26 protein-coding genes are annotated in these 26,098 nt (G+C 69.1%); 13 read left to right on the top strand and 13 right to left on the bottom strand.

Annotated features, from left to right (window positions below; all coding sequences use genetic code 11):
* Positions 1-13: 13 nt before the first annotated feature.
* Together M4V62_RS21895 and hisC are read right to left on the bottom strand one after the other, a co-directional pair.
* Positions 14-1,552 carry a cytochrome ubiquinol oxidase subunit I gene (locus tag M4V62_RS21895; protein ID WP_249588939.1) on the bottom strand — a complete coding sequence of 513 codons (1,539 nt, stop codon included), beginning with the start codon at positions 1,550-1,552 and terminating at the stop codon, positions 14-16.
* A 248-nt stretch (positions 1,553-1,800) separates the two neighbouring features.
* Entirely contained in the window at positions 1,801-2,880 is a 1,080-nt protein-coding gene (gene hisC / locus M4V62_RS21890) for a histidinol-phosphate transaminase (RefSeq protein WP_249588938.1), read from the bottom strand.
* A gap of 450 nt (positions 2,881-3,330) precedes the next feature.
* On the opposite strand from hisC, the gene M4V62_RS21885 reads away from it, so the two are divergent.
* The 3 genes from M4V62_RS21885 to M4V62_RS21875 all read left to right on the top strand — a co-directional run bounded on the left by M4V62_RS21885 (position 3,331) and on the right by M4V62_RS21875 (position 6,845).
* Positions 3,331-4,452, top strand: coding sequence for a LacI family DNA-binding transcriptional regulator (locus tag M4V62_RS21885; RefSeq protein WP_249588937.1), 1,122 nt, complete (start codon positions 3,331-3,333; stop codon positions 4,450-4,452).
* A 250-nt stretch (positions 4,453-4,702) separates the two neighbouring features.
* Positions 4,703-5,788, top strand: coding sequence for a metallophosphoesterase (locus M4V62_RS21880; protein WP_283779104.1), 1,086 nt, complete (start codon positions 4,703-4,705; stop codon positions 5,786-5,788).
* A 181-nt stretch (positions 5,789-5,969) separates the two neighbouring features.
* Positions 5,970-6,845, top strand: coding sequence for a hypothetical protein (locus M4V62_RS21875; protein ID WP_249588936.1), 876 nt, complete (start codon positions 5,970-5,972; stop codon positions 6,843-6,845).
* Between the two features lie 62 nt (positions 6,846-6,907).
* Here M4V62_RS21875 and thiC read toward each other — a convergent pair whose 3' ends face one another.
* Positions 6,908-8,689 (bottom strand): phosphomethylpyrimidine synthase ThiC, encoded by a 1,782-nt coding sequence (thiC, locus tag M4V62_RS21870; RefSeq protein WP_249588935.1) that lies wholly within the window; start codon positions 8,687-8,689, stop codon positions 6,908-6,910.
* 218 nt (positions 8,690-8,907) lie between these two features.
* On the opposite strand from thiC, the gene M4V62_RS21865 reads away from it, so the two are divergent.
* Positions 8,908-10,305: a YibE/F family protein gene (locus M4V62_RS21865; RefSeq protein WP_249588934.1), complete on the top strand. Its 1,398-nt coding sequence runs from the start codon at positions 8,908-8,910 to the stop codon at positions 10,303-10,305.
* Positions 10,306-10,367: 62 nt separating this feature from the next.
* Here M4V62_RS21865 and M4V62_RS21860 read toward each other — a convergent pair whose 3' ends face one another.
* The 4 genes from M4V62_RS21860 to M4V62_RS21845 form a co-directional block, all read right to left on the bottom strand.
* Positions 10,368-10,805 (bottom strand): SsgA family sporulation/cell division regulator, encoded by a 438-nt coding sequence (locus M4V62_RS21860; protein ID WP_249588933.1) that lies wholly within the window; start codon positions 10,803-10,805, stop codon positions 10,368-10,370.
* Positions 10,806-10,908: 103 nt separating this feature from the next.
* Positions 10,909-11,622, bottom strand: coding sequence for an IclR family transcriptional regulator (locus M4V62_RS21855; protein WP_425575114.1), 714 nt, complete (start codon positions 11,620-11,622; stop codon positions 10,909-10,911).
* A 299-nt stretch (positions 11,623-11,921) separates the two neighbouring features.
* On the bottom strand, positions 11,922-12,143 hold the full coding sequence (locus tag M4V62_RS21850) for a DUF5326 family protein (protein ID WP_249588932.1): 222 nt from the start codon (positions 12,141-12,143) through the stop codon (positions 11,922-11,924).
* A 159-nt stretch (positions 12,144-12,302) separates the two neighbouring features.
* A complete protein-coding gene (locus tag M4V62_RS21845; protein ID WP_160506069.1) occupies positions 12,303-12,620 on the bottom strand; it encodes a cupin domain-containing protein in 318 nt (105 codons plus the stop codon).
* Positions 12,621-12,691: 71 nt separating this feature from the next.
* On the opposite strand from M4V62_RS21845, the gene M4V62_RS21840 reads away from it, so the two are divergent.
* The 5 genes from M4V62_RS21840 (at position 12,692) to M4V62_RS21820 (ending at position 16,504) form a co-directional block, all read left to right on the top strand.
* Entirely contained in the window at positions 12,692-13,072 is a 381-nt protein-coding gene (locus tag M4V62_RS21840) for a phage holin family protein (RefSeq protein WP_249588931.1), read from the top strand.
* A gap of 9 nt (positions 13,073-13,081) precedes the next feature.
* Positions 13,082-13,579 carry a low molecular weight protein-tyrosine-phosphatase gene (locus tag M4V62_RS21835; protein ID WP_249588930.1) on the top strand — a complete coding sequence of 166 codons (498 nt, stop codon included), beginning with the start codon at positions 13,082-13,084 and terminating at the stop codon, positions 13,577-13,579.
* Entirely contained in the window at positions 13,576-14,829 is a 1,254-nt protein-coding gene (locus tag M4V62_RS21830; RefSeq protein ID WP_249588929.1) for a cystathionine gamma-lyase, read from the top strand. The genes M4V62_RS21835 and M4V62_RS21830 overlap by 4 nt, the downstream gene beginning before the upstream one ends.
* 227 nt (positions 14,830-15,056) lie before the next feature.
* A complete protein-coding gene (locus tag M4V62_RS21825) occupies positions 15,057-15,962 on the top strand; it encodes a LysR family transcriptional regulator (RefSeq protein WP_249588928.1) in 906 nt (301 codons plus the stop codon).
* 59 nt (positions 15,963-16,021) lie between these two features.
* Positions 16,022-16,504, top strand: coding sequence for an NUDIX domain-containing protein (locus M4V62_RS21820; protein WP_249588927.1), 483 nt, complete (start codon positions 16,022-16,024; stop codon positions 16,502-16,504).
* Positions 16,505-16,507: 3 nt separating this feature from the next.
* On the opposite strand, the gene M4V62_RS21815 is transcribed toward M4V62_RS21820, so the two are convergent.
* Positions 16,508-18,106 carry a globin domain-containing protein gene (locus tag M4V62_RS21815; protein ID WP_249588926.1) on the bottom strand — a complete coding sequence of 533 codons (1,599 nt, stop codon included), beginning with the start codon at positions 18,104-18,106 and terminating at the stop codon, positions 16,508-16,510.
* Positions 18,107-18,499: 393 nt separating this feature from the next.
* Entirely contained in the window at positions 18,500-19,132 is a 633-nt protein-coding gene (locus M4V62_RS21810) for an HAD family hydrolase (RefSeq protein ID WP_249588925.1), read from the bottom strand.
* 76 nt (positions 19,133-19,208) lie between these two features.
* Here M4V62_RS21810 and M4V62_RS21805 point away from each other — a divergent pair, with 76 nt between their 5' ends.
* Positions 19,209-19,760: a DUF2269 domain-containing protein gene (locus M4V62_RS21805; RefSeq protein ID WP_249588924.1), complete on the top strand. Its 552-nt coding sequence runs from the start codon at positions 19,209-19,211 to the stop codon at positions 19,758-19,760.
* A 5-nt stretch (positions 19,761-19,765) separates the two neighbouring features.
* Positions 19,766-20,635: a GNAT family N-acetyltransferase gene (locus M4V62_RS21800; RefSeq protein WP_249588923.1), complete on the top strand. Its 870-nt coding sequence runs from the start codon at positions 19,766-19,768 to the stop codon at positions 20,633-20,635.
* Positions 20,636-20,755: 120 nt separating this feature from the next.
* Here M4V62_RS21800 and M4V62_RS21795 read toward each other — a convergent pair whose 3' ends face one another.
* Together M4V62_RS21795 and M4V62_RS21790 are read right to left on the bottom strand one after the other, a co-directional pair.
* A complete protein-coding gene (locus M4V62_RS21795) occupies positions 20,756-21,181 on the bottom strand; it encodes a GlcG/HbpS family heme-binding protein (RefSeq protein ID WP_249588922.1) in 426 nt (141 codons plus the stop codon).
* 59 nt (positions 21,182-21,240) lie between these two features.
* Positions 21,241-22,449: an MFS transporter gene (locus tag M4V62_RS21790; protein ID WP_249588921.1), complete on the bottom strand. Its 1,209-nt coding sequence runs from the start codon at positions 22,447-22,449 to the stop codon at positions 21,241-21,243.
* A 140-nt stretch (positions 22,450-22,589) separates the two neighbouring features.
* Between M4V62_RS21790 and M4V62_RS21785 the strand changes: the two genes are divergently transcribed.
* Together M4V62_RS21785 and M4V62_RS21780 are read left to right on the top strand one after the other, a co-directional pair.
* Positions 22,590-23,048 (top strand): MarR family winged helix-turn-helix transcriptional regulator, encoded by a 459-nt coding sequence (locus M4V62_RS21785; protein WP_249588920.1) that lies wholly within the window; start codon positions 22,590-22,592, stop codon positions 23,046-23,048.
* 58 nt (positions 23,049-23,106) lie between these two features.
* Positions 23,107-23,559 (top strand): GNAT family N-acetyltransferase, encoded by a 453-nt coding sequence (locus tag M4V62_RS21780; RefSeq protein WP_249588919.1) that lies wholly within the window; start codon positions 23,107-23,109, stop codon positions 23,557-23,559.
* Between the two features lie 166 nt (positions 23,560-23,725).
* On the opposite strand, the gene M4V62_RS21775 is transcribed toward M4V62_RS21780, so the two are convergent.
* A complete protein-coding gene (locus M4V62_RS21775; protein WP_249588918.1) occupies positions 23,726-25,108 on the bottom strand; it encodes a serine hydrolase domain-containing protein in 1,383 nt (460 codons plus the stop codon).
* A gap of 54 nt (positions 25,109-25,162) precedes the next feature.
* Complete coding sequence (locus M4V62_RS21770; protein ID WP_249588917.1) at positions 25,163-26,038, bottom strand: methyltransferase domain-containing protein; 876 nt, start codon at positions 26,036-26,038, stop codon at positions 25,163-25,165.
* Between the last annotated feature and the right edge of the window lie 60 nt (positions 26,039-26,098).

Below are 26,098 nucleotides of genomic sequence, written 5' to 3'. Positions count from 1 at the left end.
TCGATCAACTCCCTCAGTACGAGAAGGCCATGGGCCGGTCGGCGTCTTCGTCACTGTCCGAGCCCGATCCCGCTCCCGGCCCGCCGATCTTGGTGGGCGGGTTGAGGTCGGCCTCGGTGAGCTCGGGCGGCCCCTGCTTGACGTACTTGAGCAGCAGCTTCACCTCGATCACGGCGAGGATCGCGTAGATCGCGGTGAACACGACCAGCGAGGTGATCACCTCACCCTGCGAAACCCCCGGCGAGACGCCGTCCTTGGTCTTCAGGACGCCGTAGACCACCCAGGGCTGACGCCCGGTCTCGGTGAAGATCCAGCCCCAGGCGGTGCCGATGAGGGGGAAGATCAGCGTCCACTGGGAGAGCCGCCACCACCACTTTCCGAGCTTCGGCGTCAGCTCCTTGTTCTTGGTGAACATGAGCTTCGGCACGTCGTCCTCGCCGGTGCGGTGCTCCGGTGCGAGCCAGAACTTCTTCCGCGTGAGCCAGAGTCCGGCGGTGCACAGGGCCATCGAGACCCCGCCGAAGCCGATCATCCAGCGGTAGGACCAGTAGGCGGTGGGGATGTTGGGCCGGTAGTCGCCGGGCCCGAACTTCTCCTGCGCCTCCTTGTTGAGGTCGTTGATGCCGGGGATCTCGGCGCTGAAGTTGTTCTTGGCGAGGAAGGACAGTATCCCGGGGATCTCGATGGCCACCTTGTTGTGGCCCTCGGAGACATCGCCGTACGCGAAGAGCGAGAACGGCGCCGGCTTCTCCGACTCCCACAGGGCCTCGGCGGCCGACATCTTCATCGGCTGCTGCTCGTACATGACCTTGCCGAGGGTGTCGGCGCTGACCACGGTGAGCAGGGTGCCGACGAACGCGGTGACAAGGCCGAGCCGCATCGACATCCGCATGGTGCGGATGTGCTGCTTCTTGCGCAGGTGGAAGATCGCGATGCCGGTCATGAAGGCGCCGCCGACCAGGACGGCCGCCGAGATGACATGGGCGAAGTTGACGAGCGTCGTCTCCTGGAAGAGCACCTTCGAGAAGTCGGTGAGCTCCGCGCGCTTGGTGCCGTCCCGCTCCACGATCTTGTAGCCGACCGGGTGCTGCATAAAGGCGTTGGCGGCGATGATGAAGTACGCCGACGCGATGGTTCCGGCGGAGACGATCCAGATCGCGGCGCAGTGCAGCTTCTTCGGGAGCTTGTCCCAGCCGAAGATCCACAGGCCGATGAAGGTCGACTCGAAGAAGAACGCGATGAGCGCCTCGAAGGCCAGTGGCGCCCCGAAGATGTCACCGACGAAGCGCGAGTAGTCGGACCAGTTCATGCCGAACTGGAACTCCTGGACGATGCCGGTGACGACACCCATCGCGATATTGATCAGGAACAGCTTTCCCCAGAACTTGGTCGCCCTGAGGTAGTGCTCCTTGCCCGTGCGCACCCAGGCCGTCTCCAGGATCGCCGTGAGGGCGGCCAGGGAGATCGTCAGAGGTACGAACAGAAAGTGGTAGACGGTGGTGATGCCGAACTGCCATCGCGCCAGGGTCTCAGGCGCTAGAGCCAGGTCCACGTCGACTTCTCCTTACGGCCGTGGTCACATCGGCAGTTTGCCCCTTTAATCCCACTGATCTTCGGAGGAACCGGGACACGCTTGTGAACGCGTTCACATTCACAAGCATTATGTCGTACCGGTTCTGAGCATCGACAGGGGGTCCCCCTTACTGACGGGAACGTCACACAGCCGACGGGACCGTCACACGGACACAACGAAGGGGCCGAGGACAACGCCCTCGGCCCCTTCGTCCGTCACACCCTCGCCTACAGCTCCTTGCGGAACGCCTCGGCCGCCTGGAGGAAGATGTCGTTGGCCTCGGTCTCCCCGATCGTGGCCCGCATCCCCTCGCCCGCGAACGGCCGCACGACCACGCCGGCCTTCTCGCACGCCGCCGCGAAGTCGGACGTACGCTCCCCGAGCCGCAGCCACACGAAGTTCGCCTGCGTCTCGGGCACCGTCCAGCCCTGCCCCCGCAGCGTCTCGACCACCCGCGTGCGCTCGGCGACCAACGAGCCGACGCGGCCCATCAGCTCGTCCTCGGCCCGCAGCGAGGCCACCGCCGCGTCCTGCGCGAGCTGGCTCACGCCGAAGGGCACCGCCGTCTTGCGCAGGGCGGCCGCCACCGGCTCATGGGCGATCGCGAAGCCGACGCGCAGCCCCGCGAGGCCGTACGCCTTGGAGAACGTACGCAGCACGGCGACGTTGGGACGGTCGCGGTAGAGCTCGACGCCGTCCGGCACCTCGGCGTCACGGATGAACTCGCGGTAGGCCTCGTCGAGGACGACGAGGACATCGCTCGGCACCCGGTCGAGGAACCGTTCCAGCTCGGCCCTGCGCACCACCGTGCCGGTCGGGTTGTTCGGGTTGCAGACGAAGATCAGCCGCGTCCGGTCGGTGATGGCGTCGGCCATCGCGTCCAGGTCGTGCACGTCCCCCGGCGTCAGCGGCACCTTCACCGACGTGGCACCGCTCACCTGCGTGATGATCGGGTACGCCTCGAAGGACCGCCAGGCGTAGATGACCTCGTCCCCCGGGCCCGACGTGGCCTGGAGCAGCTGCTGCGCGACGCCGACGGAACCGGTTCCCGTCGCCACGTGCGACACCGGCACCCCGAAGCGGTCGGCGAGCTCGCTCATCAGGCCGGTGCACGCCATGTCCGGGTAGCGGTTGAACGTGCCCGCGGCGGCGAGCGCGCTCTCCATCACGCCCGGCAGAGGCGGGTAGGGGTTCTCGTTCGAGGACAGTTTGTAGGCCACCGGACCGGCGGCCGCGGCAGGCTTCCCCGGCTTGTAGGTGGGGATACCCTCCAGCTCGGCACGCAGCCTCGGGCTCGTCTCGCTCACCGCAGTCCTCCTCTTGAACACCTGCAACGCCTGCAACACCTGAACACTCTGACTTCAATGCTCCTCACCTTATGAGGATTCAGCGCCGCTGCGAATGGGTCAGGGGGATCCGCTCCCGCCGGACCCCGGCAGACCCCCGGCAGACCCCCGGCAGACCCCCGGCAGACCCCGGGCAGGCGTGCACCGAGGGGGGAGCGCTCCCCGCCCTGGCGCGCGCCGGTGGCTCACTCCGTGGCGCGCATCACCCGTGAAGGTGAGTTGAGACCTCTTCGAGACATCGCTCATTTGGCAGGCCCGTGCGCGACGACAAGGGACCGTCCACCCCTGAACCCGCCAACTCCCTTGCAATCAAAGGCCGTTGCCCGGGTTTGGCCATGCAGAAACGTGCCTGTCAACGAGTGAATATGCGTCCGCACTACCCACCCCCATGAGCCCTACTATCGGCTCGCCATGACAGCAGCAGGGAACCACCAGGTGAGCCGAGCGGAGACCGCCCGCCGGGGCAACCGGCAGAGCCGAGCGGGCATCAGAGACGTCGCCGCCGCCGCCGGTGTCTCCATCACGACTGTCTCCGACGCTCTTAACGGCAAGGGCCGGCTCCCGGACGCCACCCGACGCCATGTCCGCGAGGTCGCCGAACGGCTGGGCTATCGCCCTTCCGCGGCGGCCCGAACCCTCCGTACCGGCAAGTCGGGCCTGATCGGCCTGACCGTGACGACATACGGGGATGAACCTTTCACCTTCACCGAATTCGCGTACTTCGCGGAGATGGCCAGAGCCGCGACCTCGGCCGCGCTGGCCCGCGGCTACGCCCTCGTCATCCTGCCCGCCACCTCCCGGCGCAGCCCGGTCGACGTGTGGTCGAACGTCGCGCTCGACGGCACCGTCGTCGTCGATCCGTCCGACCACGACCCCGTCGTCAGCGAACTGGTGCGCCAGGGCCTGCCCGTGGTGTCCGACGGCCGCCCGGCCGGGTCGCTGCCGGTCACCGCCTGGGTCGACAACGACCACGAAGCGGCGGTCCTGGAGATCCTCGACCACCTCGCGGCGGCCGGAGCCCGCCGGATCGGGCTGCTCACCGGGACCACCACGGACACGTACACCCACCTGTCCACGACCGCCTATCTGCGCTGGTGCGAGCGCGTCGGCCAGGACCCGGTCTACGAGTCCTACCCGGCCCACGACCCGTGTGCCGGCGCGGTCGCGGCCGACCGGCTGCTCGCCCGACCGGACCGGCCCGACGCCGTGTACGGCCTCTTCGACCCGAACGGCACCGATCTCCTCGCGGCCGCCCGCCGGTACGGACTGCGCGTCCCGGACGACCTGCTGCTCGTGTGCTGCAGCGAGTCCACCGTCTACGCCACCACCGAGCCGCCGATCACCACGCTCTCGCTCAAACCGCGGCGCATCGGCACAGCCGTCGTCCAGCTCCTGATCGACGCCATCGAAGGCCTGGATTCGGGCCGGCCCGTGGAGCAGGTGATACCGACGGAGCTGATCGTGCGCACCTCGTCCGAGCGACGTCCACCGCGTACGACGGTCAGCCCACCCCGCTCACCCGAGCCCGGTTGAGCGGGCCGCTCGGCGGGGAGAACCCCCGTCAACCGGCACTGCCCGGCACGGCCCGGCCGTGACCTGTGAGGAAACCCCTACCCAATTCGGGAGAAAACCTCGGTGAACTGGGGTTCAGCACTGATTCACCACCCCTGGTGCACCACACAGCGCGAGCCGCATTCCTATGATGGGCGGACGACACCGCGGGCCGCTGCGACCAGGCAGTCCGATCTCGGTGCAATGCGGCGCAATGGTGGTGGAGGGGTCGATGACTCAGGGGGCCGGTCAGGGACCCGATGTGCGGACGGCGACGTTGCGCGACTTCCGCGTTCCGGCGTACGTCCATGAGACCGGTCCGGTCCAGGGGGACCCGGCGGGCGTGGCGGCTCCGGGCGCCCCAGGGGTGATCCCCGGAGAGCTGGACGAGGGGTACACCCCCACCCAGCGCGACCTGCCGGTCATCAACCGCGGTGACACCGTGCAAGTGGAGGTGCAGGCCATGCCCGAGCCTCCGCAGGCACCGGCGTCCGAGGAGCACGGCCCGCTGTTCGTCGTGGGCGATGTGCACGGCTATCTCGACGAGCTGCTCGGGGCTCTCCAGGAGCAGGGCCTCATCGACGCCGCCGGCGACTGGTCCGCGGGCAACGCGCGCCTGTGGTTCCTCGGCGACTTCACCGACCGCGGCCCGGACGGCATCGGCGTCATCGACCTCGTGATGCGCCTGTCCGCGCAGGCGGCGGCCGCGGGCGGCTACTGCAAGGCCCTGATGGGCAACCACGAGCTGCTCCTGCTCGGCGCGAAGCGGTTCGGCGACACCCCGGTCAACTCGGGCGCGGGCACGGCCACGTTCCAGGCCGCCTGGCTCCTGAACGGCGGCCAGAAGACCGACATGGAGCGCCTGGAGGACCACCATCTGCAGTGGATGGCCCGCCTCGACGCGATCGAGTCCGAGGACGGGCATCTCCTGATGCACTCCGACACGACCGCCTATCTGGATTACGGCGACTCGATCGAAGCCGTGAACGACACGGTCCGCGAGACCCTCACGCGCAACGACGCGGACGAGTGCTGGGACCTCTTCCGGAAGTTCACCAAGCGCTTCGCCTTCCGCGACGAGTCGGGCCCGGCTGCCGTACGCGAACTCCTCGACATGTACGGCGGCCACCGCATCGTGCATGGCCACAGCCCCATCCCGTATCTGCTCGGCGATGTCGGCTCCGAGGATGACTCGGACGGCGGCGGACCCGTCATCGAGGGACCGCACATCTACGCAGGCGGACTGGCCATCGCCATGGACGGCGGCGTGACCATGGCCGGAAAACTGCTGGTCTGCCAACTTCCCCTGGATAACTGAGCGTTCGCGGGGCAGATGCACCCCTACACGATCACGCTGGCCAAGGGGCCTTTTTCTGGAAACCCCCTGTCACCGCGTGCCGTCACGGCTCTACCATCGGCTTATCCGTAGCAGGCTCCCCTCCGTTTCTGCCCGACGGCTCGTAGCCATGCGAGCCCCAAGCCCTACGGAGCATCGGGGGATGCACATGAACAGCGCTCCACACCTGCTCAATGAGGACCGCCCCGAGTACGAGCGGATCCTCGATGAGGCGCTGCGCACCGCACCGAATCGTCCTGATCTCGCCGCAGTGGGCGAACGGCTCAATCCCGAGCAGCTGCGCACCATGGCACTGAACGCCACTGCGCTGATCACTGCCGCCGCCACGACCGAGTACACGCACTATGTGAAGGTCCGCGAAGAACTGCGCGAAAGCGGATCTGCCGCACCATCGATCCGGGAGCGGAGTCCCGAGGGTCCGGCGGAAGCCGGCTCCGGCGGCCTCGGTCTCGCCACCACGATGGGGGAGGTCACCACCCAGGCTTCCGGGGCCGGGGCCATCGCCGTCGTCGCGGTGCTCGCACCCGTCCTCGCCGGGGCGGCCGCCGCGATCTTCCTGCTCGTCGGCTACATCCTGAAGATGCTCAACCCCGAGCCCGCCTTCGCGGACACCCTGCTCACCGCGGGATGGCTGTTCGGCGCGCTCACCGCAGGGGGCATCCTGATCGCCGCGATCGGCCTGCTCCTGACGGCCCTGCGCAACGGCTCCACCTCGCTCCTCGCCGGTTCGTACGGCGATCAGAACGAGGAGGTGGTCCGCGCCAGGGAAGCCTGGGGCGAGGCACTCCTGGAGCGCGGCGTCCTTCCGTTCCTGCGGGAGGCGCTCGCGGATCCAGGGGCGGCGCACGCAGCTCGTACGCCGTCGGCGGACCCGAGCAGCCGCATGCCGCAACTCGGCTATCACAGGCCGGGATTCAGCAGCCCGGAAGGCGGCCCGGCGGCGGGACCGCGCCCGAGCTTCTCGAGCCCGGACTTCTCGAGCCCGGACTTCGGCGGTCCCGACCACAAGCCGGAGTAGTACGCGCGGCTTCGGGCGGACGATCACAGCCGTCCGCCCGAAGCACCATGCTCTGCCGCTGCTCAGTCGGCGATCGGGAGATACATGCGGTTTCCGGCTGCCGCGAACTCCTTGGACTTCTGGTCCATGCCCGCCTCGATCTCGTCCTGCGTGCCGCCGTGCTCACGCCGGATGTCGTGCGAGATCTTCATGCTGCAGAACTTCGGCCCGCACATCGAGCAGAAGTGCGCCGTCTTCGCGGGCTCCGCCGGCAGTGTCTCGTCGTGGAACTCCCGTGCCGTGACCGGGTCGAGGGCCAGGTTGAACTGGTCCTCCCAGCGGAACTCGAAGCGTGCGTCCGAGAGCGCGTCGTCCCAGTCCTGCGCGCCCGGGTGCCCCTTGGCGAGGTCGGCGGCGTGCGCCGCGATCTTGTACGTGATGACGCCCGTCTTCACGTCGTCCCTGTTCGGCAGCCCCAGGTGCTCCTTGGGCGTGACGTAGCAGAGCATCGCCGTGCCCCACCAGCCGATCATCGCGGCGCCGATGCCGGAGGTGATGTGGTCGTACGCGGGTGCGATGTCCGTGGTCAGCGGGCCGAGCGTGTAGAACGGCGCCTCCTCGCAGATCTCCTGCTGAAGGTCGATGTTCTCCTTGATCTTGTGCATCGGGACGTGCCCCGGGCCCTCGATCATGGTCTGTACGTTATGACGCTTGGCGATCGTGTTGAGTTCCCCGAGAGTGCGCAACTCGGCGAACTGCGCCTCGTCGTTGGCGTCCGCGATCGAACCGGGGCGCAGACCGTCGCCGAGGGAGTACGTCACGTCGTACGAGGCGAGGATCTCGCAGAGCTCCTCGAAGTTCTCGTAGAGGAAGCTCTCCTTGTGGTGCGCCAGACACCAGGCCGCCATGATCGAGCCGCCGCGCGAGACGATGCCGGTCTTGCGGTTGGCGGTCAGCGGGACGTACGGAAGGCGCACGCCCGCGTGCACCGTCATGTAGTCCACGCCCTGCTCGGCCTGCTCGATGACCGTGTCCTTGTAGATCTCCCAGGTCAGCGCCTCGGCCTGGCCGTCGACCTTCTCCAGGGCCTGGTAGAGCGGCACGGTCCCGATGGGGACGGGGGAGTTGCGCAGGACCCACTCGCGGGTGGTGTGGATGTTGCGGCCGGTGGACAGGTCCATGACCGTGTCGGCGCCCCACTTGGTCGCCCAGGTCATCTTGTCCACCTCCTCCTCGATGGAGGAGGTGACCGCGGAGTTGCCGATGTTGGCGTTGACCTTCACCAGGAACCTCTTGCCGATGATCATCGGCTCGATCTCCGGGTGGTTGACGTTGGCGGGGATCACCGCGCGGCCCGCGGCGACCTCCGCGCGCACGACCTCGGGGTCGAGGTTCTCGCGGATCCCGATGAACTCCATCTCGGGCGTGATCTCGCCGCGGCGGGCGTACGCGAGCTGCGTCACCGCCTGGCCGTCGCGGCCCCGGCGCGGCTGGCGCGGGCGGCCGGGGAAGACCGCGTCGAGGTTCTTCAGGCCTCCGCGCGGCGAGGTGTGCTTGATGCCGTCGTCCTCGGGGCGGGGCGGGCGGCCCACGTACTCCTCGGTGTCGCCGCGGGCGATGATCCAGTTCTCCCGGAGGGGCGCGAGGCCCCTGCGGACGTCGGTGTCGATGGACTCGTCGGTGTACGGCCCCGAAGTGTCGTACAGGGTCACGGCCTTGCCGTTGGTGAGGTGCACCTGTCGGACCGGCACCCGCAGGTCGGGGCGCGAGCCCTCGACATACGCCTTGTGCCAGCCGATGGACTTCCCGGCCTCGTCGCTCTCGTTCTGCGTCGAGGCAGGCGTGCGTGCGTCCGATGTGGTCATGAGACCTACTCCCTACGCCGGCATTACCCGGTAACAGGTTCGGCGGTCGACGCAGCGAATTCCGTACGGCTCGTGCACTATTCGTGCCGCTTCGTACGGGGTCAGCGCCCTCTCAGCCCGGTGCTCCGAGCTCCCGCGATTGCAAAGGTGGCTCCACGCTAGCGTCATATCGGGCGCGCTGAACAGAGGGCCCTCTCCGTTCTTGCGATGATCGGGCAGTGACCACCACTGAGCCGCCGTCCCAGCCGCCCGTCCCGAACGTGCCTCCGGAGCCGCATGGGCACTCCCACAGCCATGGCCCGGCGGCGCCCGTCTCCAAGCATCTGCGCAAGGTCATCGCCGCCGTGCTGATTCCGTTCGCCACGGCGGTCCTCGTGGGGCTCGCGGTGTTCTGGCCCGGTGGCGCACCGTCCCACGAACGCACCGGAGTCGGCTTCGACCGGCAGACCCAGTCGGCCGACGTCACGAAGGTGCAGGAGCTCCCCTGCAAGGACGTGAACGCCTCGCAGACCCCGCCGAACGGCGACACCTCCACCGCCGAGGGCCAGTCCGCCCAGTCCCGCGCGAAGGGCATCTGCAAGAAGGCGACGATCGAGGTGACCAGCGGCAAGGACAAGGGCCGCACCTTCACCGAGATCGTCCAGCCGGACTCACCTCGGCAGTTGCGCGAGGGCCAGCAGGTGGTGGTCGCCTATGAGCCCACGGCCCCCGAGGCGCTGCAGTACTCGGTCACCGACGTGAACCGGAAGTTCCCCATGGCGCTGCTCGCCGGGATCTTCGCGCTTGCCGTCGTCGTGGTGGGACGGCTGCGCGGCCTCATGGCCCTGATCGCCCTGGCGTTGAGCTTCGTCGTCCTGACGTTCTTCATCCTGCCCGCGATCCTTCAGGGCTCGAACCCGCTGGTCGTGGCGGTGATCGGGGCCAGCGCCATCATGCTGATCGCGCTCTATCTGTGCCACGGCCTCACGGCGCGTACGTCGGTCGCGGTCCTGGGCACGCTGATCTCACTGCTCCTCATCGGACTGCTCGGCTCGCTCTTCATCGGCTGGGCCTCGCTGACCGGCAACACGGACGACAACACCGGCCTGATCCACGGGCTCTACCCCGGCATCGACATGAGCGGCCTGCTGCTGGCGGGCGTCATCATCGGCTCGCTCGGTGTGCTCGACGACGTGACGGTGACCCAGACGTCCGCCGTCTGGGAACTGCACCAGGCCAACCCCACGATGGGCTGGCGCGGTCTGTACGGCGCGGCCATCCGCATCGGCCGCGACCACATCGCCTCGGTCGTCAACACCCTGGTCCTGGCCTACGCGGGCGCTGCGCTGCCCCTGCTGCTGCTCTTCTCGATCGCACAGAGCAGCGTGGGCACGGTGGCCAACAGCGAGCTGGTGGCCGAGGAGATCGTGCGCACCCTGGTCGGCTCGATCGGCCTGGTCGCCTCGGTGCCGGTGACGACCGCGCTCGCGGCCCTGGTGGTCTCGGCCGACCGGTCGGCCCCCGCGGGTGGTGGTGCTCGTGCTGGTGCTGGTCGTATCGGTGCTGGTACCGGCGCTGGTGCCACGCCGGCCGCCAAGCAGACCCGTGGTGGAAAGGGCCGACGCCGCAAGGCCTGAGCCGCCGATGCCACGAAATGCACCAATCTGCCGTACGGCCTCGCCCTACGGCTCGCGAGCGGTCAACCCGCGCTCTGCTCCTCGGCGAGGATCCGGTCGAGCGCTTCGTCCAGGTGCGTCTCGAGGTCGGCGAGCGCCCGCTCCTGCCCCAGCGGAACCAGCTTGTCCGTACGGTCCAGGAAGGCGAGCAGCGGCGGGATCCCCACCCGGAACAGCGCCTGGTCCCCACCGACCTGGAGCCTGATGAGCGCCTCGTCGAGCAGTTCGGGATCGGTGGGCGCGATGTGCACGTCGCCGTCGCCGCACGCGCCGCCCACCCCGTCGACCAGCAACTCACGGCCGAAGGCCCAGGTCACAGGGGCGTCCCCGGGGAGGTGGAAGGTCAGCCGGACGGCGTAGGGATCGCCGCTCTCATAACGCAGCTCCACCGGGATGCGAAACGACAGCTCCTCGGAAACGAGGAAGCTCATCATGACCTCTGCCTGGACCGACTCGCGCATCGCCCGCCTACCCCGTCGCTAAAGCTCGACTGGCCAGGAACCAACTCCCTGACACTCATGGCATCTTGCTTAACGTACACATCAGATCACAAGGAGTGAGTTTTCAGATGCTGATAGAGAAGGCAAGTGTCCCTAGTAGCCTTCCGAGTTCATTCTGCAACCGTTCAGCTGCAGGAAGTAGCCGATCTGCTTGATAGGCGGGTACGGAAATCGCCATCGTGGCCGCCGTGTTGCCCGCGGTGACCGGAATCGCGGCGCAGACCGTTCCCAGCGCGTACTCCTGCCGCTCCACCACGGGCTTCATCCGGCCCATCCCGTCCAGACGGCGCATGAAACTCCGGTCGTCACGGACCGAGTACGGAGTGATCGACTGCACCGGATAGCGGGAGAGATGATCCTGGCGCTGCTCGTCGTCGAGTTGGGCGAGCAGACACTGCCCGATCGCATGGGCGTGTCCCGTCTCGCGGAAGTCGGCCCACTCCTCGACCGCCGGATTCCCCGGCGTGTCCGCGACGGCCACGACCTCGATCTCGCCCTCGCGGTAGACGGCGAAATACACCGGCACCCCGATGGAATCGCGCCAGTGCTCCAGGGCCTCGCCGATCATGCCGCGACGATTCTGCTCCGCCCCACTGGCGCTCAGCCGCTCAGCCGCCTCGCCGAGCACGAACACGCCCTTCTCCCGGCGGAGGTAGCCCTCGTGGGTCAGCGTGCGCAGCAGGTGGTACGCCGTGGGCAGCGCCAGCCCGGCCTCCCGGGCCAACTGCTTGGCAGGCGCGCCCTCCTGATGCGCGGAGGCGGCTTCCAGCAACCGCATCGCCCGCTGCACCGAACCAATGAGAGTCGGCGCGGCGGCAGTTGACGCCGTGACGGTCGGCGATGCCCCGAACGGGGGGGCGTTGGACGAGAGGTCGGCGGGTGTGGCGTCAACCGTGGCCAAGGTTCACTCCCGAAACGCGTGGGGGTTCCGCCCGTGCCCGGGATACACGGGTGGGAGCGCGGTGCGCCCGCGCGCGGGGCTCGCCCCGCGTCGGTTTTCGGACTCTAACCGTTGGCCGACGGGCTAAGGCGCCGCACCAGGAAACTTCCCCCACCCGAGCGAACTGTTGCGGGAAGTCACCAATCGCTGCGCGAAGAGGTGGAGCCGGATATGAACTTCCGTACGACGTAGATGAGTCCACCCACCAGCGCGACGAAAATCAGTGCCTTGAACAACAGGCCGACCACGAATCCCACGACGCTCGCTATCAAACCGCCGAACACGACCAGGGCGATGACCGGCACCGCGATCCACTTCACCCACCACGGCAATCCCGAGAAGATCTCCTGCGCTGCCATCGTCCTTACCTCTCTCCGCATCTGTCCTACTTCTTGCATTCGATGCTAGGGCGGCGGAGGGCCCGACGGGGGCCTCGCATCCCTTGTCCTCCCCTGATCCGCCCCCTAGGGAACCCCGAGGTCGGAGCCCTGAGAAGTCACCCCTCCGGCGTAGAGGACTCAGCCTTCGGGCGGTGAGAAGACGACGAGCACACGCAGGTCCTCGCTGATGTGGTGGAACTTGTGCGCGACCCCGGCCGGCACGTACACGACACTGCCGCGCGCGACTTGGGTGGTCTCCATGCCGACCGTGATCGACGCCCGGCCGCTGACGATCATGTACACCTCGTCCTGCTGATGCGGCTGCTGCGGATCCGACTCCCCGGCGTCGAGCGCGTACAGCCCGACCGACATGTTCCGCTCACGCAGAAACTGCAGATACGCGCCGTCGTTCGCGGCGCGCTCCGTCTCCAGTTCATCCAGCCGGAATGCCTTCATCGTCCTCGTACGCCCCTTGCCCCAGGTCGCGAGCCGACCGCTCTGGCCGTCCGTCTGCAACGATCAGACACATGAAGAATTTCGTAGTCAAGACGATCGCCAACGCGGCGGCCCTGGCCGTCGCCGTGTGGCTCCTCGACAAGATCACCCTGACCGGCGACAGCACGGGCAAGAAGACGCTCACGCTGATCGTCGTCGCGCTGCTCTTCGGCCTGGTGAACTTCCTGGTCAAGCCGATCGTGAAGGTGCTCACCTTCCCGCTGTTCATCCTGACGCTCGGCCTGATCACGCTCGTGGTCAACGCCCTGATGCTGCTGCTGACCTCGTGGCTGGCCGACAAGTTCGACCTGAGTTTCCACGTCGACGGGTTCTGGACCGCCGTCCTGGGCGGCCTGATCATCTCGATCGTGTCCTGGGCGATGAACGTCGTCCTGCCCGACGACAAGGACTGAGCCCGCTCCATGGCCTTCTCCGTGTGCTTCGTCTGCATCGGCAACATCTGCCGGTCCCCCATGGCCGAGTCCGTCTTCCGCGCGCGGGTCGACGAGGCCGGACTCGGTGGCCTGGTCGTGGTGGACAGTGCGGGCACCGACGGCTGGCACGAGGGGGACGGCGCCGATCCGCGCACCGTCACCGTCCTGGCGGCGGCCGGCTATGAGAGCGACCACGTGGCGCGCCGCTTCCGGGCCTCCTGGTTCTCCCGGCTCGACCTGGTGATCGCCCTGGACTCCGGCCACCACCGGGCCCTGCGCCGCCTCGCGCCCACACCGGCCGACGCGGACAAGGTGCGGCTGCTGCGCTCGTACGACCCCGTGGCCGCCGACCTGGGCGACCTGGACGTCCCCGATCCGTACTACGGGGACGACGACGGGTTCGAGGAGTGCCTGAGAATGGTGGAGGCGGCGAGCGACGGCTTGCTCGACGCCGTACGCGAAGCAAGGGAAGGGCGGGCGGCATGACGGACTCCGCAGCGATATCCGCGGGCAACGGCGCAGGCACCGGCGCGGCAGCGGGCACCGGGATGGGCGACGGCACGAGAGCGGTGCGGGCCGGCCTCCCCGAGCCCGTGAAGCACGAACCGACCCTCCCGGGCCCGGTGTTCGCCGCCCACTTCCACCTGCCGGGCGATCCGACCGGGCCGTACACCTACGGACGCGACGACAACCCGACCTGGACCCTTCTCGAGCAGGCCATCGGCGAGCTCGAGGCGCCGGGTAAGGCCCCGGGTGAGGCTCCGGGCGAGGCCCCGGGCGAGGCCCCGGGCGAGGGCAGTGACGGGGCCGCCGGCACCGACGTCGAGACCCTGGTCTTCGCCTCCGGGATGGCCGCCATCTCCGCGGTGCTCTTCTCCCAGCTGCGCGCCGGTGACGCGGTGGTCCTGCCGGACGACGGCTATCAGGCGCTGCCCCTGGTCAGGGAGCAGCTCACCGCGTACGGCATCGAGGTGCGCACCGCCCCGACCGGCGGCGACGCCCAGCTCGACGTCCTGGACGGCGCCAAGCTGCTGTGGATCGAGACCCCGTCGAACCCGGGCCTCGACGTGTGCGACGTGCGGCGCCTCGCCGACGCGGCACACGCGCGTGGGGCCCTGGTGGCGGTCGACAACACCCTGGCCACGCCGCTCGGCCAGCGCCCCCTCGAACTCGGCGCGGACTTCTCCGTGGCCAGCGGCACCAAGATGCTCACCGGCCACGGCGACATCCTCCTCGGGTACGTCGCCTGCCGCGATGCCGAGTTGACCGCTGCCGTGCGGCGCTGGCGCAAGATCGTCGGGGCCATCCCGGGGCCGATGGAGGCCTGGCTGGCGCATCGCTCGCTCGCCACGCTCCAGCTGCGCGCCGACCGCCAGAACGCCAATGCCCTGGCCCTGGCCGAGGCCCTGCGGGGCCGCGACGAAGTGACCGGGCTTCGCTACCCGGGGCTGCCGGACGACCCCTCGCACAAGATCGCCTCGCAGCAGATGCGACGCTTCGGGTGCGTGGTCTCCTTCACGCTGCCCTCACGCGAGCATGCCGACCGGTTCCTCGACGCACTGCGTCTCGTGGACGACGCGACGAGCTTCGGCGGCGTGCGTTCCACCGCGGAGCGGCGTGGGCGCTGGGGCGGGGACGCCGTCGCGGAGGGCTTCATCCGCCTCTCCGCCGGGTCCGAGGACCCCGACGACCTGGTCGCGGACGTGCTGCGCGCGCTGGACGAGTCCGCGGGCTGACGGCCCACGAGTGCGCGCGGGCCGCTCCCGGCTAGTACCGGGCTACGCACAACGAACGGTCCGAGCCTCCCCCCTCGTGGCTCGGACCGTTCCGGTTCTGCGCGCGAAGAACCGCGCGCACAAGGCTAGTTGACTCTGTGTCAGTGTCCAATCACAGTAGCGACAGAGACCTATCGACATATTTATAGTTGGGCGCGGCCCGAGGGCCGGGAGGGGAGGGCGCCGCCGTGGATCTGGCCCTGCTGCGCACGTTTGTGACCGTGCACCGGGCCGGCTCCTTCACGCGCGCGGCCGCCCTGCTCGGCCTCTCGCAGCCCGCCGTGACGTCGCAGATACGCACCCTTGAGCGGCAGCTGGGACGCCCCCTGTTCCTGCGCCAGGCGCGCGGCGTGACCCCCACGACCATCGGGGACGAGCTCGCCCACAAGGCCGCGCCGCACCTCGACGCCCTGGTGGAGATCGCCGAGACGGGGCTCGAAGAGGACTCCTCGGTACGCACCCTTCACCTCGCGGGGCCTTTGGAGTTCACCGCGGCCCGCGCCTTACCCGCTCTCACCACGCTGACCGGGCAGGACGGACAGGGCTTCGCGCTGCGTGCCTCGTTCGGCAACGCGGAAGAGGTCCTCGAAGGGCTCTCCGCCGGGCACCACGACCTGGCCATCACCACGGCCCGGCCACGCGGCCCGCTGGTCACCGCGACGCCTCTCTGCGACGAGGAGCACGTCCTGGTCGCGGGCCCGCCCTTGGCCGCCCGCATCGGCCCCGGCAAGCTGCGCCGCAAGGGCGCCTCCGTGCTCGAGAACCTGCCGGTGGTGGAGGTGCACGAGTCGCTGCCGCTGGTCGCCCGCTACTGGGCCGCCGTCTTCGACACCCGTCCGGCCGCATCGGGCGCCGTCATTGTGCCGGACCTTCGGGCGGTGCTCGCCTGCGTCGCCAACGGGGCCGGGCTCGCCGTGCTGCCGCGCTATCTCTGTGCGCCCGCTCTGAAGAGTGGCGAGGTCGTGGCCCTGCTGGACCCCGCGGTGCCCCCGCTGCGCACGTATTTCCTCGCCGTACGCACCGGCACGCTCGCGATGCCGCACATCGCGCGGGCGCACGAGTGGCTGCTGCGTGCTGCCGTCGACTGGGCTTGAGCGGGACTCCGACTGGTTCACGATGTTTCACGTGGAACAGTCCGGGCCACATTTCTCCCATGACCGTCCGACCCGTGGTCAAGCGCACCGCACGCGCCATCCTGCTCGATGGCGACGACCTGATCCTGATCAAGCGGACTAAGCCCGGCGTCGATCCCTACTGGCTCACCCCCGGTGGCGGCGTGGAGCCGGAGGACGCGACCGTCGTCGACGCGCTCCATCGTGAGGTGCACGAGGAGCTCGGCGCCAAGATCTCCGACGTCGTGCCCTGCTTCGTGGACACCGTCGAGCACATCGGCGAGGACGGTGGCGCGACCGGCGTCAAAGTCCAGCACTTCTTCGTCTGCCGCCTTGAGTCCATGGACATCTCGCTGCGGCACGGCCCGGAGATGGAGGAGCCGTGCGGCGAGTACGAGATCGTCCACGTGCCCTTCACCCGGGTCGGGATCGCCTCGGTCCATCTAGTTCCGCTGTCGCTGCGGCACTATCTGGACGGCAACATCGAGGGCGTACGCGCGATGCACGCCCCTGATCTGGGCTGATCCTCAGTCGGCCGCGGCCACCAGTTCTTCCACGGAGTCGTGGCGGATCCGGCCGGCCGGGATGCCGATGTCCCGCAGCGCGTCCACGCCGCTGCGGATCATGCCGGGCGGGCCCGAGAGGTAGGCGTCGTACTCGTTCCAGGGGCCGTACTCGCGCACGGCGTCCGGGAACTGGGCGTGGTCATCGACGACCGGGCGGACCGAGAGCCACGGGTGGGTCTGCTGGAGGCGCAGCATCGTGTCGATGTCGTACAGGTCGTGGTCGGTACGGGCGCCGTAGAAGACCTCGACCGGGCGCCGTTCGCCATGCTCGGCGACGTCCTCGACGAGCGCCTTGATGGGGGCGATACCGGTGCCGCCGCCCAGACAGAGCAAGCCGCTGTCGGTCGTGTGGTCGACGGTCATCGAGCCTGCGGGCGCGCCAAGACGCAGGACGTCACCCGGCCGTGCGTGGTGCACCAGGGCGTTGGAGACCCAGCCCGCGGGGACGGCCTTCACATGGAACGAGAGCAGCCCGTCGGAGCGCGGTGCCGAAGCGAACGAGTAGTGCCGCCAGATCCGCGGCCACCAGGGCGTCTCCAGGCTCGTGTACTGGCCTGCGAGGAAGGGATAGGGCTGGTCGGGCCGGACGGTGACGACAGCGATGTCAGGCGTCCTGAGGTCGTGCGAGACGACCTCGGCGAACCACCAGGCGGGGGCACGCAGTTCATCCGCGGCGGCCGCGTCGATCATGATCTGGGAGATCGTCGTGTACGTCCGGACCCACGCGGCCTCGGTCTCCTCGTCCCAGACCGCGCTCCCGTACCGGCTGAGCGAGCCGATCAGACACTCGCCGACGGCCGGGTAGTGCTCGGGCCGGGTGCCGTACTTGCGGTGTCCGCGGCCCAGGTTCTTCAGGTACGCGGTGAGTACCTCGGTGTTGTCGATGTGCTCCGCCGCGGTCAGCAGCGCCTTGAGCAGCCGGTCGCGCTGGGTGTCCATCGCGGCGGGGAACAGGGGGCGCAGGTCGGGGTGGCGGGTGAAGAGCAGCGCGTAGAAGTACGAGGTCACCTTGTCGGCGACGGGGCCTATTTCGGCCATCGTGCGCTGGACGCGGATCGCGTCGGGGGAGCCCTGGGGGACGGGCCTCGGTTCGGGCCGCGGCTGCGCCTGGGCCTGTGCCTGCGCCTGGGGGGCGGCCTGCGGCTGCGGGCTGCCGGGCTGTCCCTGAGGAGGCTGCTGCCGTGGTTCCGGTACACGCTCGGGGCGCGGCTCGGGATGTGATGCCGGGGCGTGGGGAGCGCTCTGCGCCGCGGCCGGAGCGGACGCCGGTTCCGCCGCGTCCCGGGCGGCCGGTATTCGCTCGTCGGCAGCGCGCTCGCGCTCGGCCTCAGGCGCGGGCCGGGCCTCCGGAGCGGATGTGGACGCGGCGCCGGACCTGCCCAGCGGTCGTATGGCGGACACACGGCGGCTCTCGGCCGCCTCGGGCTCACTGCCCTCGGGCTGTGTCGGCTCGCCGCCCTCCGACGGCTTCGGCGCCTTGCGTGGGGTGAACCAGCCGCCTCCACCGCCGCTGTCGCCGGAAGTGCCGTTGCCCGCCGACGTGGTGGTCGGAGCGTCCATGCTGTGCCTCGCCTCGAACATCTCTCAGTCGGTCCGTGCACTTCCCTGTAGGAAGCCGCTTACGTTCCCCGCTCTGCCTCGGTAGCCAATGTGGCCACATTGAACCTCGGATTACCGGACCCTACGGACAAGTAGGCAGAAAATGTGACATTGCCCGCAGTCATCTCACCGCAGCGTCCCATCCTTCATCGTCACGCCGGTCGCATAACGGAAAGTTCAGGTCTTCGATCTCTTCGCCCCGTTAGGCTGCGTTGACCTCCGTCCGTGCCCCCAGGGATGCACTGAGATGCACCCGGCCCGAACCGGACTCGACCATACCGGCAGCCGCCCGGCGCACAAGTCCCGCCGTACTTCACCGGGAATTCAGCGGCCCGCGCCCGTCAATTGCTCCAATTACCAGGCGGCACGCACCAATTCATACGCCTTACGCAGATCCCGCCCGACATAAGAGTGGGTGGCGAGCCCGACCAGCCGCTGATCCGCATTGACAGCGACCGATACAGGCACCGCTCCGAACAGCTCCACGTCAGAGAGCGAGTCGCCATAAGCGACGCAATCGGACCGCCCCACCCCGAACTCTTCACAGAGCCGGTTCGCGATCTTCACCTTGGCCGCGGCATTGAGAATGCCCGTCGGATTCACCGGCTCGGTGAACGGCACAGCGGGGAAAACCGATCCATACGCGGCATGTGCGCCCCAGCCGAGCAGCCGCTCCACAAAGAACGACGGCGACAGCGAGATCACCGCGCAGTAGTCGCCGCCCTCCCGGATCTCGGCCCAGGTCTCCCGGATCCCCATCAGCCACGGCGCTCCCTCGAAAGCGGCCGTGACCTGCGCGTCCGTGAGTTCCGCCCACAGGGTGTGCACACGCACCGCGTACTGGGGCGAGTCGATCCGCCGGGCCACGAAGTCCCGTTCCAGCTCCGCGATCTCAGCTTCGAGGCCGAGCTGGCGCGAGATCTCCACGGGCGCTGCCGTTCCGTGCAGCAGCGTTCCGTCCAGGTCGAAGAGGTGAAGGCGTGCCATGTACGCCGAGGCTAGTACCCGCGGTTACTCCCGCTGTCAGACGCCATCGGCCGCAGCTCCCGGCACCGTGTTTCACGTGAAACTAAGCCGCCCCGCTCGCCGGGCCACCCTCGTCGTCCATGTCACCGCCGCCGCCGGCTGGCTCGGGCTCACGCTCGGCCTGCTCGCGCTGGCCGTTGCGGCCATCACCACAGATTCAGCCCCGGTCATCGAAGCCGCCGCGCGCTCCATGAAGCTCTTCGCGGACTGGCTGGTGCTCCCCCTCGCGTTGCTCACGCTCCTGAGCGGCCTACTGCTGTCTCTCGGGACTCCTTGGGGCCTCGCCAGGCACCGCTGGGTCTACACGAAGTTCTGGCTGACCCTGGCCACCACCGCCGCATCGGCCTTCGCGCTGCGTCCGGGCATCAACGACACGGTCGCCTCCGTGTCCGTGGGCTCCCCCGTGACGGATCCGACCGGCCTGATCGCCGGCCCCATCGTCTCCCTGAGCGCCTACCTCTTCATGACGGTCATCTCGGTCCTCAAGCCCTGGGGCCTGACCCGCCGTGGCCGGAAGCAACGTGGCCAGAACCGACGTGGTTCTGCCCACAAACCGGTGGACGCCAAGGACGTACGTCAGACAGCCTGAGCCGCGTGTCGACACCTACCCTCTCCGCACTGCCCATCCGCCGGCTGACCCTCCGTGATCTCACCGCCTGCGCCGACCTGTCGCAGGACCGCGGCTGGCCACGCGAGGACCACAAATGGGGGCTGCTGCTCTCCGCCGGCACGGGATACGGCATCGACGACCCCGATGGTGACGGCCTCATCGCCGCCTGCGTGGTGACCGAGTACGGACCGCAGGAGCGCCCCGGCCTCGGAGCGATCGGCATGGTCCTCATCGCCGAGCGGTACGCCCGCAAGGGCCTCGGCCGTCGTCTGATGCGGTACGTCGTCGAAGGCGCGGGCACTACCCCGCTCACCCTCCATGCCACGCCGAGCGGCCGCCCCCTGTACGAGCAGCTCGGCTTCAAGACCATCGGCCGCGCCGAGATGGTCCGCGGCCGGATCACCCCCGACGGCCCGCTGCCGGATGTCGCCACCCGGCCGGCGACCGCGGAGGACCTGCCCGCGATCGTCCGTCTCGACACCGAGGTCTTCGGCCTCGACCGCACCCACGTGCTCACCCGGCTTCCCGCCTTCGTCGACCAGCTGCGGGTCGCGGAGGCGGACGGCACGATCACCGGTTACGCGGGTGCCTGGCCGAATATGGAGACCCATGTCATCGGCCCCCTGATCGCCCGGGACACCGAGACGGCGAAGGCCCTGATCGTCTCGCTCGCCGCGGGCTCGGACCGGCCGCTGCGCACCGACATCGACGTACGCCACGAAGAGCTGCTCGCCTGGGTGAAGGAGCGCGGCCTCGCGCCCATCGCCTTCAACACCGTGATGACGTACGGCGTCCCGGAGCTGCCCGGCGACTGGACCCGTCGTTTCGCGCCGCTGACCGTGGCGGCCGGCTGACCCCACGCAGAGGCCCGCCCTCAAGTACCGGATGGTTCCCGGTGCTTGAGGGCGGGCCTTCGCCGTGTCCTCACGCGGTGTCGCACCAGCGGTGTCGCACCAAGCGCGAGCGGTGCCGTACTACGCGAGGGCCTCCACGGCCGCCGTGGCGAACCCGTGGTCCTGGTCGGGCGCCCCGCCGCCGACCCCGATGGCGCCGATCAGACGGCCGTCACGGTGGACCGGGACGCCGCCGGCGATGAAGAGCAGCGGCCGGTCGAGGGCGGTGGGCAGGGTGTGGAAGGGCCCGTCGGGCTTGACCAGGTCGACGAGGTCGGCGGTCGGGGCGTTGAGCTGGAGCGCCGTGTACGCCTTGCGGGTGCTGGTCTCGCCGGAGATCAGCACGGCCCGGTCGTCGCGCCGGAAGGCGAGCAGATGGCCGCCCGCGTCGAGGACGGTGACGCTGACCGTGACGTCGGCTGCCTCGGCGGCGCGGCGGGCCTCGGTGATGAGTACTTCGGCGTCCTGCGTGGTCAGCGGGGCGACGGTGGGGGTGGTGGTGCTCATGGGGTTTCTCCTGTGCGGTGGTGCTGATGGGGGACTGGAAGGGAGGACTGGAAGGGGGGTCAGTGGTGGACGGGTGTCGGCTGCTCCACGGGGGCCACGCCCGCGACGACCGGACTGGGAGCGGCCGAGCGGCGCTCAAGGGCGGCCGAGACGACGGCCAGGACGAGCGCGGAGCCCGCGAGGACCGCGCCCACCCAGTTCGGGGCGGTGTAGCCGAGCCCCGCGGAGATCACGAGGCCGCCGAGCCAGGCCGAGAGCGCGTTGCCGAGGTTGAAGGCGCCGATGTTCATGGCCGAGGCGAGCGTGGGCGCGCCGGAGGCCTGGTCGAGCACCCGCTTCTGCAGCGGCGGCACGGTGGCGAAGCCCAGGGCGCCGATCAGCGTGATGGTCACGGCTGCCGCGATCTTGTTGTGCGCGGTGAGGGTGAAGAGGGCGAGCACGACGGCCAGCGCGCTCAGCGAGATGTAGAGCAGCGGCATCAGGGCACGGTCCGCGAGCTTTCCGCCGATCAGGTTGCCCGCGACCATGCCGAGTCCGAAGAGGACGAGAAGCCAGGTCACGGAGGAGTCCGCGTAACCGGCGACGTCCGTCATCATCGGCGCGAGGTAGGTGACGGCCGCGAAGACACCCCCGAAGCCGAGGATCGTCATCGCCATGGCGAGCAGCACCTGGACGTTGCGGAACGCGGCCAGCTCATGGCGCAGCCGTACGCCTTCGGGCTTGGGCAGGTCCGGCACGAGCTTGGCGATACCGGCCAGGCCTATGACGCCGAGGCCCGCGACGACGGCGAAGGTGATGCGCCAACCGAGGGTCTGCCCGACGAGCGTGCCGAGCGGCACACCGACCACGTTGGCCACGGTCAGGCCCGTGAACATCATGGCGATGGCCCCGGCCTTCTTCTCGGGTGCGACCAGTTCGGCGGCGACGACCGAGCCGATGCCGAAGAAGGCACCGTGGGCGAGCGAGGCGACGACACGGCCCGCCAGCATGACGCCGAAGACCGGTGCCACCGCGGAGAGCAGGTTGCCCACGATGAACAGGCCCATGAGCAGCATCAGCATCCGCTTGCGCGAGATGCGGGTGCCGAGAACCGTCATCAGGGGAGCGCCGAGTACGACGCCGAGCGCGTAGCCGGTCACCAGAAGACCGGCCGTGGGGATGGAGACACCGAAGTCACCCGCGACCTCAGGGAGCAGTCCCATGATCACGAACTCTGTGGTCCCGATTCCGAAGGCCCCGATCGCGAGGGCCAGTAGCGCGAGAGGCATGGTTCTACCTTCCAGATGGTTGCAGGTGCGCTTAGCTTGCGTCCACAATAGTTGCACACGCGGGTTACTTGCAACCGCCGGATATTGCAGTGGTGGACTATCCTGGTCCTCAGCCGCTCCGGGACGGAGGAACAAGAGCCATGACAGCGACGGACCCCGCACTGACCGCCCTTGCGCAGGGCTGGTGCACGCTCTCCCTGCTGCACGGGAAGATCGAGACCCATATCGAGCGCGCCCTGCAGGCCAAGCACGGCCTGAGCGTGCGCGAGTACTCCCTGCTCGACGTCCTCAGCCGTCAGCACGACGGGGAGGGCGGCCATCTGCAGATGAAGCAGGTCGCCGACGCCGTCGTCCTCAGCCAGAGCGCCACCACACGCCTGGTCACCCGACTCGAGGACCGTGGGCTGCTCTCCCGCTACCTGTGCCCCACCGATCGCCGCGGCATCTACACGAACGTCAGCGAGTCAGGCATCGCGCTCCTCGACGCGGCACGCCCCACCAATGACGCCGCTCTGCGCGAGGCGCTCGACGAGGCGGCATTGAACCCGGAGCTCACGCCTCTGGTCAGGGCCGTGGAAGCGGTGCGCGTACCGGCGTAGGCCGTCTGCAGGCGCAGCCACCTGCCGCGGCGGCAGGTGGCTGCATAGGCTGCGCTTCATGGGAGATCTTGAAATACGCCCGGCGGTCGCCGACGACATCCCCGCCATCGTGGAGATGCTCGCCGACGACCCCTTGGGCAGCACGCGCGAGTCGCCGGACGACCTCACCCCGTACCTCGCGGCGTACGAACGGCTCGCGGGAGACCCGAATCAGCACGTGGTCGTCGCCGTGCGCGAGGGACGCGTCGTCGGCACACTCCAGCTCACGATCGTTCCGGGCCTGTCCCGGAAGGGTGCGACACGGTCGATCATCGAGGGCGTACGCATCCACGCCGACGAGCGCGGCGGCGGCCTCGGCACCCAGTTCATCGAGTGGGCCGTCGAGGAATCCCGCCGCCAGAACTGCCAGTTGGTACAGCTGACATCGGATGCCACCCGCACCGATGCCCGCCGCTTCTACGAGCGGCTCGGGTTCACGGCCTCGCATGTGGGCTTCAAGCTGGAGCTCTGAAGCTGCCGTTGACATGACGGGCCGGTGGTTCGTCTGACGCGTGACGTGTCGGTGGTTCGTCTGACGTGAGAGGCCGGTGGTTCGTCGTGTTTCACGTGAAACACGACGAACCACCGGCCTCTCACACACTTCTACAGGTCACCAACTTCTACAGGTCACCAAACTTCTACTGGGGAAGCCCGCGCCAACCCTCCGGGTCCACCCCGCCCGGCACGGGAGTCCCCGCGTCGTACGGCTCCCGCGTGAAGAAGAACGACCCCAGGTCGAGATGGCTCACCGACTCGTCGGGCCGTCGCACCGCCCGCAGAACCTCCCCGGCGAAGTAGCCGTCCAGGCCGGTCCAGGCGCCGTCACCGTTCGGCTTGAACCGCGAGCCGCGGCCACCGCCCGCGAGTGGCGAGAGGTCGACCGCCCCGTCGGCCTGCGGCCGCAGCACGAAGGTGCTGGTCCCCCAGTACCAGGGCCCCGCGAGCTCCAGCAGAGCCTCATCCAGCTCGGGCAGGGGACGCCACGCCTCCGGGATGCGCGGCTCGGCCTCGGCCACGATCCTCAGCAGGTCAACGGCCAGCGCGGTCACAGCAGGGCCGGAGGTGCAGTTGGTCAGCGTGACCGCCACCAGACCGTCCTGCTCGCTCGCCCACAGCCCGGCCATGAAGCCAGGCAGCGAGCCCCCGTGCCCTACCAGGGTGAACCCGTCCCCGCCGATCAGCTGCGTGCCCAGGCCGTACGTCACGTTCCAGTCCCCCGGCAGCGCGGGCGACGCCGGTGCCCGCATCTCCCGTACCGAATCGGCGGACAGGACCCGGTCGTCGCCCTCCAGGAGGAAGGCGCCGAAGCGCGCCAGATCCGCCGTCGTGGACCACAGCTGCCCGGCCGGGGCCATGAGGCCCAGGTCCTCGGACGGTTCGGGCATCATCACGTCCGCCCACGGATGGACAGCCCAGCCACCCGCGTGCGGTGCCTGCGGCTGGGCACTCGTGCGGTCAAGGCCCAGCGGCTCCAGGATCTCGCGACGCAGCACGGCTTCCCAGGAGTCGCCGCGCAGCGCCTCGATCAGCGAACCGAGCAACGTATAGCCGGGGTTGGAGTAGTGGAACCGGCGGCCGGTGGGGTGTTTGAAGGGCTTCTCGCCGAGTACATCGTCGAGCTCGGGACGCTGCGACGCGGGCGTACGCTCCCACCACTCACCGGGGGTCTCGGCCGCCAGCCCACTGGTGTGCGCGAGCAGTTCCGCGATGGTGGCGTCGCCTGCGGCCGTGCCCGGGAGGTACTTCTCCAGAGGGTCGGCGAGGTCAAGGGCCCCCTCGTCGCGCAGCCGCATCACCAGCACGGCCGTGAAGGTCTTGGTGATCGAGCCGATGCGGTACTGAACGTTCTCGTCCGGTGCGTGCCCCTCGACGCAGGTGCGCCCCTCGGTCCACACCAACTCACCGTCCCTGAGCACCGAGGCGACGAGTGAAGGCGCCCGTCCCTCCGCCTGGGCGGTGGCGACACGGTGCAAAAGGGCTCGGCGGGTGGTGGGCAACAGCTCTTCACGGGGTGATGTCATGGCCCTAGTCCACCCGTGGAGAAGCCGTGCGTCGAGCGAATTCCGCCGACCGCGCTATGCGGATCGCATGCCCGTGGCCTTGAAGAACGTGTAGTGGAAGGTTCCGTCGTCGTCCGCGGTCCTGCGCAGATCGGCGATCCCGCGGTCCCAGTCGGCCTCGGTGATGAGCGCGGCGGCCAGCGCGTCGTCCCTGACGGACTCGATCATGGCGATGAACGTGCTGCGGGTGAAGCCTTCGACCAGCTCGGGCCGGGTCCGGTCCGCGTAGACGGTGCACGGCCGCACTCTGACGTCGTCGTATCCGGTCTGTGCGAGCAGCGGTTGCAACTGCCGCCCGACCAGGGCGTTTCCACCGCCATCGGCCTGGAGCCGAACCAGGCAGTCGATCGCCGCACGGGCATGGGCGCTGTCGGGATGGAAGAACGCGGACCCGTGATCCCCCTCGATGACGGTGATGGTCCCGCCGGGCCGCAGCAGCCGCCGCAGCCCGGCGAGCGCATGCTGGGCCGCCGCCAGATGCTCCAGGACGAAGCACACGAAGATGTGGTCGAACTCGGCGTCCGGGAAAGGGAGAGCGAAGAGATCGGCGCGGCACCACCGCACGTGTGCGTCGGGCGCGTGAGCCGTGACGCGGGCACGGGCCTTCGCCAGTGAGTCCGCCGACCGGTCGACCGCCACGAAGTGCGCCTCGGGGCTGGAGTCGACCAGGTGGACGGTCTGGGCCCCGACCCCGCAGCCGACCTCCAGGACCCGGCTCCCCGCCGGATACCCCGTGCCGTCGTGCAGCAGCGCGGCGAGGGTGTCCGCCTGGTCTCCCAGCCTGCGGGCCTCGCGGTGCGAGTATCCGTGGACGTAGTCAACTGCCAGGCGGGCGGCGGGATCCGGCGTCGGATAAATGGTGTCGGCGGTGGTGGCTGCGGCTGTCTGCATGACTTCACCCTGCTGCGACTATGGCCCGGTGAACAGGTCCAATGACGGCGCCACTGATCG

The sequence above is a fragment of the Streptomyces durmitorensis genome, from assembly GCF_023498005.1.
GTDB classification, from domain to species: domain Bacteria; phylum Actinomycetota; class Actinomycetes; order Streptomycetales; family Streptomycetaceae; genus Streptomyces; species Streptomyces durmitorensis.
The sequence above is the reverse complement of the archived record's forward strand: the minus strand, read 5'-3'. Positions and strand labels throughout refer to the sequence as shown.